This is a genomic window from Streptomyces sp. NPDC002588 (genome assembly GCF_040295925.1).
In the GTDB taxonomy this organism is placed as follows: Bacteria; Actinomycetota; Actinomycetes; order Streptomycetales; family Streptomycetaceae; genus Streptomyces.
Genome location: NZ_JBEOWF010000014.1, coordinates 211,447 through 223,627 on the forward strand (window position 1 = coordinate 211,447; position 12,181 = coordinate 223,627).

Annotated in this window: 10 protein-coding genes; 5 read left to right on the forward strand and 5 right to left on the reverse strand. The window is 70.5% G+C overall.

Features of this window, described 5'->3' with window-relative positions; all coding sequences use genetic code 11:
* Positions 1-49 precede the first annotated feature (49 nt).
* The gene (locus ABT057_RS18565; RefSeq protein ID WP_352344127.1) at positions 50-1,888 is read left to right on the forward strand and encodes an NHL domain-containing thioredoxin family protein; all 1,839 of its coding nucleotides are present in this window, start codon (positions 50-52) and stop codon (positions 1,886-1,888) included.
* A 12-nt stretch (positions 1,889-1,900) separates the two neighbouring features.
* Here the strand turns inward: ABT057_RS18565 and ABT057_RS18570 are convergent, their stop codons facing one another.
* The 5 genes from ABT057_RS18570 to ABT057_RS18590 all read right to left on the reverse strand — a co-directional run bounded on the left by ABT057_RS18570 (position 1,901) and on the right by ABT057_RS18590 (position 6,989).
* Positions 1,901-2,065, reverse strand: coding sequence for a hypothetical protein (locus tag ABT057_RS18570; RefSeq protein WP_352344128.1), 165 nt, complete (start codon positions 2,063-2,065; stop codon positions 1,901-1,903).
* Positions 2,066-2,104: 39 nt separating this feature from the next.
* The gene (locus tag ABT057_RS18575; protein ID WP_352344129.1) at positions 2,105-3,253 is read right to left on the reverse strand and encodes a glycosyltransferase family 2 protein; all 1,149 of its coding nucleotides are present in this window, start codon (positions 3,251-3,253) and stop codon (positions 2,105-2,107) included.
* Positions 3,254-3,418: 165 nt separating this feature from the next.
* On the reverse strand, positions 3,419-3,649 hold the full coding sequence (locus tag ABT057_RS18580) for a DUF6458 family protein (RefSeq protein WP_352344130.1): 231 nt from the start codon (positions 3,647-3,649) through the stop codon (positions 3,419-3,421).
* 122 nt (positions 3,650-3,771) lie between these two features.
* Positions 3,772-5,070, reverse strand: a complete 1,299-nt coding sequence (locus ABT057_RS18585; protein WP_352344131.1) for a M18 family aminopeptidase — start codon at positions 5,068-5,070, stop codon at positions 3,772-3,774.
* A gap of 77 nt (positions 5,071-5,147) precedes the next feature.
* The gene (locus ABT057_RS18590) at positions 5,148-6,989 is read right to left on the reverse strand and encodes an acyl-CoA dehydrogenase (protein ID WP_352344132.1); all 1,842 of its coding nucleotides are present in this window, start codon (positions 6,987-6,989) and stop codon (positions 5,148-5,150) included.
* Positions 6,990-7,183: 194 nt separating this feature from the next.
* Here ABT057_RS18590 and ABT057_RS18595 point away from each other — a divergent pair, with 194 nt between their 5' ends.
* The 4 genes from ABT057_RS18595 to ABT057_RS18610 all read left to right on the forward strand — a co-directional run bounded on the left by ABT057_RS18595 (position 7,184) and on the right by ABT057_RS18610 (position 12,092).
* Positions 7,184-7,657 carry an SseB family protein gene (locus ABT057_RS18595; RefSeq protein ID WP_352344133.1) on the forward strand — a complete coding sequence of 158 codons (474 nt, stop codon included), beginning with the start codon at positions 7,184-7,186 and terminating at the stop codon, positions 7,655-7,657.
* Between the two features lie 254 nt (positions 7,658-7,911).
* Positions 7,912-9,852, forward strand: coding sequence for a YncE family protein (locus tag ABT057_RS18600; RefSeq protein WP_352344134.1), 1,941 nt, complete (start codon positions 7,912-7,914; stop codon positions 9,850-9,852).
* A gap of 121 nt (positions 9,853-9,973) precedes the next feature.
* Positions 9,974-10,954 (forward strand): pirin family protein, encoded by a 981-nt coding sequence (locus ABT057_RS18605; RefSeq protein WP_352344135.1) that lies wholly within the window; start codon positions 9,974-9,976, stop codon positions 10,952-10,954.
* A 214-nt stretch (positions 10,955-11,168) separates the two neighbouring features.
* Positions 11,169-12,092, forward strand: a complete 924-nt coding sequence (locus ABT057_RS18610) for an ADP-ribosylglycohydrolase family protein (protein WP_352344136.1) — start codon at positions 11,169-11,171, stop codon at positions 12,090-12,092.
* Positions 12,093-12,181: the final 89 nt, after the last annotated feature.

The following is a 12,181-nucleotide window of genomic DNA, read 5'->3' on the forward strand; positions in this document are numbered from 1 at the left end:
CGGGGCACGCGCCGACGTGACTGTCGGTGGCGGGTGGCACTCTTGACGCATGACCGACTCCGCACCCGACAAGGCCCCCCGCCGCGTTCGTGTCCGCGCCCCCGAGCTGATCGGCAAGGGCGGCTGGCTGAACACGGGCGGGCAGCAGTACACCCTCGCCGACCTGCGCGGACGCATAGTCGTCCTGGATTTCTGGACCTTCTGCTGTGTGAACTGTCTGCATGTTCTCGATGAGCTGCGGGAGCTGGAGGAGAAGCACCGGGACACCGTCGTCGTCATCGGGGTGCACTCGCCGAAGTTCGTGCACGAGGCGGAGCACCAGGCCGTCGTGGACGCGGTGGAGCGGTACGGAGTCGGGCATCCGGTGCTGGACGACCCGGAGCTCGCGACGTGGAAGCAGTACGCGGTGCGCGCCTGGCCCACGCTCGTCGTGATCGACCCCGAGGGGTACGTCGTCGCGCAGCACGCCGGTGAGGGGCATGTGCACGCCATCGAGCGGCTGGTGGCGGAGCTGGAGGCCGAGCACGAGGCGAAGGGCACGCTGCGGCGCGGCGACGGACCGTACGTGGCACCGGAGCCGGAGCCGACGGCCCTGCGTTTCCCCGGCAAGGCCCTCGTGCTGCCGGGCGGGAACTTCCTCGTCAGTGACACCACACGGCATCAGCTGGTCGAGTTGGCCGCCGACGGCGAGAGCGTCGTCCGGAGGATCGGGTCCGGGGCGCGTGGCTTCGCCGACGGCGGCGCCGGCACGGCGGCTTTCAACGAGCCGCAGGGGCTCGCGCTCCTCGACGACACCTCCGTGGTCGTCGCCGACACCGTCAATCACGCGCTGCGGCGCCTCGACCTCGCCTCCGGAGCGGTGACGACGCTGGCGGGCACGGGCAGGCAGTGGTGGCAGGGGTCGCCGGTCTCGGGTCCCGGGCGCGAGACCGACCTCTCCTCGCCGTGGGACGTGGCCCTGTTCGACGGGCGCGTGTGGATCGCCATGGCCGGCATCCACCAGCTGTGGACCTACGACCCCGAGGCGGGGACCGTGGCCGTCGCCGCCGGTACCACCAACGAGGGGCTCGTCGACGGGCCGGTCGCCGAGGCGTGGTTCGCGCAGCCGTCCGGGCTCGCGGTCTCCGCCGACGGGCAGCGGCTGTGGATCGCCGACTCCGAGACGTCCGCGCTCAGGTGGGCGGACCGGGAGGGCGTCGTCCACACCGCCGTCGGCACCGGGCTGTTCGACTTCGGGCACCGGGACGGGGCCGCGGGGCAGGCGCTGCTCCAGCATCCGCTGGGCGTGACCGCGCTGCCCGACGGCTCGGTCGCCGTCAGCGACACCTACAACCACGCACTGCGCCGCTACGACCCCGCGACCGGCGAGGTCACGACCCTCGCCACGGACCTGCGGGAGCCCAGCGACGCGGTGCTCGTCGGCGGGGACGTCGTGGTCGTGGAGTCCGCCCGGCACCGGCTGACCCGGCTGCGGCTGCCGGAGGAGGCGGTGCGAGTGGAGGCCGTCGCCCATCGGACGCAGCGCGCCGCCACCGAAGTGGCGCCGGGCAAGCTGCGGTTGGACGTCGTCTTCCAGGCCCCGGCCGGCCAGAAGCTCGACACGCGGTACGGCCCGTCGACCCGGCTGCTGGTCTCCTCCACCCCGGCTGACCTGCTCCTCCAGGGCGAGGGCGCGGACACCGACCTCTCCCGGACGCTGGAGCTCAACCCCGGGATCGAGGAAGGGGTCCTGCACGTCTCCGCGATGGCGGCCTCGTGCGACGACGACCCGGCCATCGAGTATCCGGCGTGCCATGTCCACCAGCAGGACTGGGGCGTTCCGGTCCGCCTCACCGAGGGCGGGGCGGACCGGCTGCCGTTGGTCCTGGCCGGGATGGACCCTCAGTAGGCCCCCCGGGGCTCAGCGGCGGCGCGGGCGCGGGGCCAGCTTGTAGAGGGCCGCGCCCGCGGCCACCAGGGTGGTGGCGGTGACGAGCAGCGCCATGCTGTTCAACCACAGGCCGGTCGCGGCCAGCGTGGCGCCGCCGGCGCCCGTGGTTCCGGCGCCGATCACTCTTCCGTACATCGTGCTTCTCCTAGAGAGGGTGCATGGTGGGGGGCGGGGTCATGTCGCCACCCACTTCTCCTCGCTGCGGCGCAACATCCCCCACAGCGAGGTGAAGTAGACGGCATGCTGGAAGAGGTCGTAGAGCATCTCCGGGAGCATCAGCGCCGCGACCAGGACGGCCCTGGGGCCGGCGCGGCGTACGGAGACGGTCTTCTCGACCACGAAGATCAGGCCGATCGCCGTCCAGAACGGCGAGAAGCCCGGCCAGCCGTACAGGGTGGTGTACGTGACCATGTAGGTGAGGTAGACCAGGAAGGACAGCGCGCCGAAGCCCATCAGGAACTGCTGGGCGAAGTAGCGGGCGGTGACCCGGGTCCAGCCGTAGTCGCGCAGGTTCTCCAGGGCGCCGCGCTGCCAGCGCAGCCGCTGGTGCCACAGCTTGCCCAGGGTCGGCATGACCTCGGTGGTGACGGCGCAGGCGGCCGGGGACATGGCCCGGTAGCCGAGGGTCTTGACCGCCTTCGTCATCTCGTCGTCCTCGGTGAGCGAGGCGAGGCTGTAGTAGCCGGTGCCGCCGCCGATGACGCCGGCGCGGCGGGCGGCCCGCACCTCGCGCAGCACGCGGGCGCGGAACATGGTGCCGGTGCCGGTGAGGACCTGCGCCTTGCCGCCGGTGCGCTCCAGTTCCCAGGCGTAGCGGTGGAACTCCATGCGCTGGAGCAGACCGAGGAGGCCGCCGCCCTCCTCGCCGTAGAAGACGCCGCCGACGGCGCCGACCTTGCGGTTGAAGGTGGCGAGCGCGGTCTCGGCGAACCAGGGGTCGAGGACGGTGTCGGCGTCCTGGACCAGGAGCAGGTCGCGGTCGTCGAGATGGGGCAGCATCCAGGCGATGGCCTGGTTGAGGGCGCCGGCCTTCTTGTGGGTGTTGCCCTGGGTGTGGAAGACCTGGGCACCGTGCGCGACGGCGATCTCTGCGGTGTCGTCGGTGCAGTTGTCGCAGACCACGACGACGAGGTCGGGCCGCCGGGTCTGGTCGCGCAGTCCGTCGATGGCGGCGGCGATGCGGTCCGCCTCGTTGTGGGCCGGTATCAGGACGGCGAGGCGTGGTCTCGTGGCCGGTTCCTCGGGGGCCGCGTGTGCCCGGCGGGAGGCGTGGCGACGCGCGCGGTGCGGTCGCGGACCACTGGGTGCCGCGAGGTCGAGCACGCCGGGACCCCCTGTTGCGAAGAAAGCGGGCCCGGCACTGTGCACGCCGGGCCCTCAGTCCCCACAAGTCTTCACGAAGTCTCTATAAGCCGACAAGTTGTCCCGAGTAACGGACTGCTCACGGTTGTCTTTAATTTTCCTGTGCGTCCGTTTCGTGATGAAGAGTCAGTAAGGGGGCTCCCTGCGCTGGTGGTCCTCGACCACCGTCGTGGTGGGCGGTGGCACCACCACGCGCCGGCGGCGGGCGATGCTGCTGAACGTCGTCACGCCGATGAGGCCGACGATCATCAGGATGACGCCGACCAGGTCGAGGTTGACCCCCTGCATGTGCCAGTCGGTCGCGAACGTGAGGATGGCTCCCACGGCGATGAGGATGATGCATCCGCCGAGGCCCATGGCGTCGCCTCCCTGTCGGTGAGCCGGACGTTCCGGCCTCCGCCTCCGGGTACCCCGATGTTCGCGAACTAGTGCCCCGGCAGGAACGATTGCCGACGGGGCGAACGTTGCCTGCCGGGGCACTAGCCTTCCAGGAACGCCGTCAGGGCGGCCGCCAGCAGATACGGGTCGGTGTCGCCGCACAACTCGCGGGCGCTGTGCATCGAGAGGATCGCCACTCCGATGTCGACCGTGCGGATGCCGTGCCGGGCCGCGGTGATCGGGCCGATCGTCGTGCCGCACGGCATGGAGTTGTTGGAGACGAAGGTCTGGAACGGGACGTTCGCCTTCTCGCAGGCCGCGGCGAACACCGCGCGGCCCGAACCGTCCGTGGCGTAGCGGTTGTTGACGTTGACCTTGAGGATGGGGCCGCCGTTGACCCGGGGGTGGTGCGTCGGGTCGTGGCGCTCCGCGTAGTTGGGGTGGACGGCGTGGCCGGTGTCGGAGGAGAGGCAGACCGTGCCCGCGAAGGCGCGCGCCCGGTCCTCGTACGATCCTCCACGCGCGAACACCGAGCGCTCCAGGACGCTGCCGAGGAGCGGCCCGTCCGCGCCGGTGTCGGACTGCGAGCCGTTCTCCTCGTGGTCGAAGGCGGCGAGGACCGGGATGTACGGCAGGTCCGCACCGCCCGTGGCCACGGCCGCCAGCGCCGCCGTACCGGAGTGCACGGACAGCAGGTTGTCCATCCGCGGCCCGGCCACCAGCTCCTGGTCGCGGCCCAGGTAGGCGGGCGGCTCCACGGAGTGCGTCATCAGGTCCCAGCCGGTGACCTCGCCCGCGGGCAGCCCGGCCTCCTCCTCCAGGAAGGCGATCAGGTCTCCGTCGCGCACATCGCCGCCGAGGCCCCAGACCGGCTGGAGGTGGCGCTGCTTGTCGAGTTTGAGGCCGTCGGTGTTGACCGCGCGGTCGAGGTGGATGGCGAGCTGGGGGACGCGCAGGAGCGGGCGGCCTACGTTCACCAGCCGGGTCGTACCGTCGCGCAGGGTGAGCCGGCCCGCGAGGCCGAGGTCGCGGTCGAGCCAGGAGTTGAGCAGCGGGCCGCCGTAGATCTCGACGGCGACCTGGCGCCAGCCGTGCGCACCGGTGTCGGGCAGCGGCTTGACCCGCAGGTTCGGTGAGTCGGTGTGCGCGCCGATGATCCGGAAGGGGGTGTGCGGCGCCGCGCCCTCGGGGACGTACCAGGCCACGATCGCGCCTCCGCGCAGCACGTACCGGCCGCCGCTCGTCCCGTCCCAGGCGTCCGTCTCGGCGACCTGCCGGAAGCCGGCCTTCTCCAGCCGCGCGGCGGCGTTGGCCACGGCGTGGTACGGCGACGGGCTCACCGTGAGGAAGGACATGAGGTCGTCGGTGTGGCCGCGGTCGAAGCGGGAGGGTTCGCTCATGGGTTCACCTTAACGACGTACCGGGACCCGCTCCCGGTGGTGGGAGCGGGTCCTCGTGAGCGTGGTGGCGGAGTCCGTCAGAACGCGGCCTCGTCCAGCTCCATGAGGTCGAGCTCGACGCCCTCGGCGACCTTGCGGGCCAGGGTGACGCCGGGCAGGACGTTCGCGGCGAAGAACTTCGCCGCGGCGATCTTGCCCGTGTAGAAGGCCACGTCCTTCGACGACACGGCCTTGGTGGAGGCGCTCTCCAGCTTCTCGGCGGCGACCGCGGCGCCCTTGAGCAGCAGGTAGCCGACGACCACGTCACCGGAGGCGAGCAGCAGGCGGGTGGTGTTCAGGCCCACCTTGTAGATGTTCTTGACGTCCTGCTCGGTGGCCGCGAGGTGGGTCAGCATCAGGCCGACGATCGCCTCCAGCTCGACGGCGGCCTTGGCGAGGTGCTCGCGGGCGCCCGCCAGTTCCTCGCCGCCGGTGCCGAGCGCCAGGAACTTCTTGATGTCCTCGGCGAGCGAGTTCAGCGCGGCGCCCTGGTTGCGGACGATCTTCCGGAAGAAGTAGTCCTGGCCCTGGATCGCGGTCGTGCCCTCGTACAGGGTGTCGATCTTGGCGTCGCGGATGTACTGCTCGATCGGGTACTCCTGCAGGAAGCCGGAGCCGCCGAAGGTCTGCAGCGACTGGGCGAGCTGCTCGTAGCCCTTCTCGGAGCCGTAGCCCTTGACGATCGGCAGGAGCAGGTCGTTCAGCGCGTGCTCGGTCTTGGCGTCCTCGCCGTTCGCCTCCTTGACGGCGATGGCGTCCTGGATCGAGGCGGTGTAGAGGACGAGGGCGCGCATGCCCTCCGCGTACGCCTTCTGCGTGATCAGCGAGCGGCGGACGTCGGGGTGGTGGGTGATGGTGACCTTGGGCGCGGTCTTGTCCATGAAGTTCGCCAGGTCGGGCCCCTGGACGCGCTCCTTGGCGTACTCGAGCGCGTTGAGGTAGCCGGTCGACAGCGTGGAGATCGCCTTCGTGCCGACCATCATGCGGGCGAACTCGATGATCCGGAACATCTGGCGGATGCCGTCGTGCCTGTCGCCGATCAGCCAGCCCTTGGCGGGGTGCCGGTCGCCGAAGGTCATCTCGCAGGTGTTGGAGGCCTTCAGGCCCATCTTGTGCTCGACGTTCGTGGCGTAGACGCCGTTGCGCTCGCCCAGCTCGCCGGTCTCGAAGTCGAAGAGGTACTTGGGGACGAGGAACAGGGACAGGCCCTTGGTGCCGGGGCCGGAACCCTCGGGGCGCGCCAGCACGTAGTGGAGGATGTTCTCCTCCATGTCGTGCTCGCCGGAGGTGATGAAGCGCTTCACGCCCTCGATGTGCCAGGAGCCGTCCTCCTGCGGGACCGCCTTGGTGCGGCCGGCGCCGACGTCCGAACCGGCGTCCGGCTCGGTGAGGACCATGGTGGAGCCCCAGGTCCGCTCGACGGCGATCTGGGCGATCTTCTTCTGTGCCTCGTTGCCCTCGCTGTGGAGGATGCCGGCGAAGGCCGGGCCGGAGGAGTACATCCACACGGCCGGGTTGGCGCCCAGGACCAGTTCCGCGTACGCCCAGATCAGCGATGGCGGGGCGGTGGTGCCGCCGATCTCCTCGGGCAGGCCGAGGCGCCAGTACTCCGAGTCCATGAAGGCCTTGTAGCTCTTCTTGAAGGACGCCGGGACCGGCGCGGTGTTCGTCTCCGGGTCGAAGACCGGCGGGTTGCGGTCGGCGTCGGTGAAGGACTCCGCCAGCTCGTTCTCCGCGAGGCGGGTGAGCTCCTCGAGGATGCTCTTCGCGGTCTCGGTGTCCATCTCCCCGAACGGGCCGGTGCCGTACAGCTTGTCGCGTCCCAGTACTTCGAAGAGGTTGAACTCGATGTCGCGGAGATTCGACTTGTAGTGCCCCATGGCGACGGCTCCGTAGAGAGATCGGCGAGGCACTTGGATCCTCGCGCAGTTCGCTTACCGATTAGTACCTACTAGTGGCTCCCGATGATGCTACCCGCCGGTAATAAGTCGCAACCCGATCCGTCGAACTGTGACGGGCCCCACCGGTGCACACCGGCTCACACGGGCCCGGGGCGCTCGGTACGCTTGCGCGCATGTACGGCTACGACCAGAACATGGGCCAGCAGCAGCAGTACGCCCCGCCGCCGCAGGGACAGCCGATGGGCGGCGGTTACGGGCAGCAGCAGCCGCCCCTGTACCCCGAGCCGTCCCCGCCCTCGCTCGCGGACGCCGTCCGCGCCTTCACCACCGGGCAGCTCGCCGCCGAGGACTTCCAGCAGGTCTTCGCGACCTCCAAGGTCTACTGCCCGCGCGGCGACAACCCCGGCTTCCTGGCCCTGCACAACACCCAGCAGCCGGTGATCCCGATGTTCAGCTCCCTCAAGGAGCTGCGCCGGTACGCGGGCAAGGAGTCCAAGTACTTCGTCATCACCGGCGCCGAGGTGATCGACCTCCTCCCCACCGGCTACGGCTTCGTCCTGGACATGGAGGGCGAGCACCGGATGGTCTTCGACGCGAAGGCGGTCGAACAGATGGTCGACTTCGCGATGCGGCGGATGTACGGCTGACCGGCGACCGGCGATCACCGCCCGGCCTTTTCGGATGGATGGCCGACCGCTGACCGGCGCGTTCGGCCGCTCGCCCGGTATGTCCCCCTCCGTATAAATCCCCTCCCTCTTTGTCACAGGCATGCCATAGGGTTGCCCTCGGCAGCCGCGCCCCGTGCGTCACCGCTTCACCGCGGTCGCGTCCGGGTGCCGCGCGGCGCTCTCATCACACCCGGCAATCCCGGGTTTTCCTGTGGGGGTTCATCACTGTGCGTATGCGCAGCACGTCGGCCGCGACGGCACTCGCGGTCCTCTTCAGCTCCGCGGCTCTGAGTATCGCCGCGGCCGGTACCGCCTCGGCCGCCCCGGCCGTCCTCACCACGCCCGTCGGTCTCGTAGCGGACGGCGCGCTGAAGCGCGTCTTCGTCGCCGACCAGGCCAACGGCCGGATCCTGGCCACCGACTACAGCGGCACCCTCGTCGACCTGAACGTCGGCTTCGGCGACGTCAGCGACCTGGCGGTGGCGGACGACGGCGCCACCCTGTACGCGGCCCTGCCGGCCGGGCACGCGATCGTGGCGCTCGACGCGGCCACCCTGGAGATCAAGTCCACGTACGACATCGGTGTCGGCGCCGAGCCGCACCAGGTCGCGTTCGCGGGCGGCAGGCTCTGGTTCTCGTACCGGACGACGGACGCGGACGGCATGCACGGCAACCTGGGCTCCGTCGACCCGTCCGCCACCGACACCGCCGCCGCGGTGACCCTGGCGCAGCTCCCGGAGACGGTCGCCCCGTACTACAACTCGGGACTCCTCGACGCGAACCCGGCCGCCCCCGGCCTCCTGTCCTACACCGACAACGGGACCAGCTCGGGCGCGATCAACCTCCTCGACGTCTCCGGCGCCACCCCGCAGGTGGTCGCCAAGACCGACGGCGACCGCTGGTCCAACGACATCGACCTCGTGCCCGGCACCACCCAGCTGCTGTGGAACGGCTACCGCAAGCTGTCGTACGCCGACGGCGCCCTCACGGAGGGTACGGCCCTCTCCGAGACGGCCTGGGTGGGCGACGTGTCGCCGGGCGGCCTGATCGCATCGGCCTACGACCGTCACGTCAACGTCTACAAGCCGGGCGCCACCAAGCCGGTGCGCAGCTTCGAGGCCGGGTCCTCCAGCATGGGCGACGTGACCTGGGCCCCCGACTCCTCCCGGGTGTTCGCGCTGGCGGGCAACGCGGACAACACCTACACCCTGAAGGCGTTCACCGGCCCGGCGCTGAGCGTGCCGACCCTCACGGTCAACGCCCCCGCGTCCGCGCCCCGCGCCAAGAAGCTCACGGTCACCGGCAAGATCACGGCGAACGTCCCGTTCGCGGCGGGCACGAAGCTCGCGGTCACCCGGACCGACCTGGAGAGCCCGAGCGGCAAGAAGCTGGCCGCCGTCACGGTCGCGTCGAACGGCACGTACTCCTTCACCGACACCCCGCCGGCCGGCGGCACGGTCACCTACAAGGTCACCTACGCGGGCGACGCCGACCACACCGGCGCCACCGCCTCCGACAAGGTCGCGGTCTCCCGCGCCTCGACGGCGCTGAGCCTGAACAACAACGGCAAGCTGTACAACTACGGCGCCGACGTCAAGTTCACGGCGCACCTGGGGACGACGTACAAGAACCGTACGGTCGAGATCTGGGCGGACCCCTTCGGCGGCGACAAGCCGAAGAAGCTGATCAAGCGGGGCAAGGTCAACTCCAGCGGCAACATCGCCGCGTGGGTGGACATGACCCGCGACACCGCCGTCACCGCGGTCTTCTCGGGCGACTCCCGCTACAAGCCGAAGACCGTGAAGGTCACGTCCTACGCCCGGGTCAAGATCTCCACCGCCGTGTCCAAGCACTACAAGACGGCGAAGATCGGCTCGACGTCGTACTACTGGTTCCACAAGAACACCGACCCGCTGCTCACCACGACGATGACCTACTACCCGGGTCGCCAGCAGCGCTTCGACCTGCAGGTCTACTACCAGGGTTCGTGGTACCCGGCCGACCCGTTCTGGGCCCCGGTCGGGTCGAACGGGAAGTCGGCCGTGTCGCTGGGGGCGCCCGGCGAGGCCGGCTGGAAGGTGCGCGTGCGCTCGGTGTACGTCAACGGTTCGTCCGGTGACACCGTGAACTCGACGACGACCGGCGCGTGGAAGTACCTCTACTTCAGCAACTGACCCCGTCTGGGGGACGTCGTGGCCCGGAGGGAATGTCCTCCGGGCTTTCGTCGTTGTGGGGTGGCAGAAAGTTCAACGCTCAACTAATCTGGGACGTACGTCGCCCAAGGAGGTACCGACCATGCCCGCAGTGACCGTCGAGAACCCGCTGACGCTTCCGCGCATCGCCGCGCAGGCCGACGCCGTGTCCCGCCCCGTGCTCGGCGTCACGACCGCGCCGAGCGGATTCGAGGGCGAGGGCTTCCCGGTTCGCCGGGCGTTCGCGGGGATCCACTACCGTCACCTCGACCCGTTCATCATGATGGACCAGATGGGCGAGGTGGACTACGCGCCGGGAGAGCCGAAGGGCACCCCCTGGCACCCGCACCGCGGCTTCGAGACCGTCACCTACATCATCGACGGCATCTTCGACCACCAGGACAGCCAGGGCGGCGGCGGCACCATCACCAACGGCGACACCCAGTGGATGACGGCCGGCTCCGGTCTCCTCCACATCGAGGCGCCGCCGGAGCACCTGGTCATGTCGGGCGGTCTCTTCCACGGCCTCCAGCTGTGGGTGAACCTCCCGGCCAAGGACAAGATGATGGCCCCGCGCTACCAGGACATCCGCGGCGGCAACGTCCAGCTGCTCACCACCCCCGACGGCGGCGCGCTCCTGCGGGTCATCGCCGGTGAACTGGACGGCCACGCGGGCCCCGGCATCACCCACACCCCCATCACCATGATCCACGCGACGCTGGCGCCCGGCGCCGAGATCACCCTCCCCTGGCGGGAGGACTTCAACGGTCTCGCGTACGTCCTGGCGGGCAAGGGCTCCGTCGGCGCGGAACGCCGCCCGATCCACCTGGGCCAGACGGCGGTCTTCGGCGCGGGCTCCTCGCTCACCGTCCGCGCGGACGAGCAGCAGGACTCCCACACCCCGGACATGGAGGTCGTCCTGCTGGGCGGGCAGCCGATCCGCGAACCGATGGTCCACTACGGCCCGTTCGTCATGAACACCAAGGACGAGCTGCAGCAGGCCTTCGAGGACTTCCAGAAGGGCCGCCTGGGCACGATCCCGGCCGTGCACGGCATGACGGAGGCGGGACCGGAGGCGTCGTAACGGACATGAGGAAGGGCCCCGTCCACCGGACATCGGCGGACGGGGCCCTTCCGCGCGTCGTGACGCACTCGTCGCTCGCCGGGTCGTGCAGGGTGATCGACCGGCGGGGGTGGCGAGGAGGGCGGTGAGGGCCACGGCGCCGAAAACCGAGGTGACAGGGTGCCGAAGGGCGCACGAAGATGTTCTTTTCGTGGATCAGGGGGGCCGGAGTGACATGAGCGCCGTACTCGGCAGGAGAAGTCTTGAGGGGCTCGTCCTCGGGGACGCCTTCGGCGACAGCTGGTTCACCCGCTCGGACGAGGACCCGGAGGGTCCGTGGGCCGCGCGGGTCCCGCGCCCGGCGCCGTGGCTCTGGACGGACGACTCGGCCATGGCGTTCGTGCTCTTCGCCCACCTGGCGCAGCACGGGGAGGTCCGCCCGGACATCCTGGCGCGCGCGTTCGCCGCGGAGTACGCACGCGACCCGGACCGCGGTTACGGCCCGTCGATGCACGGGCTGCTGCGGCGCATCGCGGAGGGCGAGGACTGGCGGGCGGTGACGGAGGGCCAGTTCGGCGGCCAGGGTTCGCACGGCAACGGGGCGGCGATGCGGGTGGCTCCGCTGGGGGCGTGGTTCCACGACGACCTCGCGATCGCCGCCGAGCAGGCCCGCCTCTCCGCACTGACGACCCACGCCCACCCGGAGGCGGTGGCGGGAGCGGTGGCGGTGGCCGTGGCGGCGGGGCTGGCGGCGGGGGACACACGGGGGGCTTCGCGTGGGGAGTTCCTGCGGGAGGTGGCGTCGCACGTCCCGGCCGGCGAGGTCCACGCGGCCCTGCTGCGGGCGGCGGGTTTCCCCTCCCGGACGTCGGTGCGCCACGCGGCGGCCGTGCTCGGCTCCGGGATACGGCTCTCCGCCCAGGACACGGTCCCCTTCGCCCTCTGGTCCGCGGCCGGCCATTTGGACGACCTGCCCGAAGCGCTGTGGCAGACGGTCGGCGGATGGGGCGACCGGGACACGACGTGCGCGATGGCGGGAGGTGTGGTGGCGGCGAGGACCGGAACCGCGGATGTGCCGACGTCCTGGCGGGAGGCCTGCGAGGGGATTCCGGGGTGGTGCGGGTCGGTCATGGACGGAGATCCATCAAACACGCACTAGTGCCGCGGCAGGCAGCGTTTGCCCGTCAAGGAGCGGCGTCCGGCGCGTGCTCTCGGCGTGCCGGGTGCAAGCCCTCGTACTGGATGTAC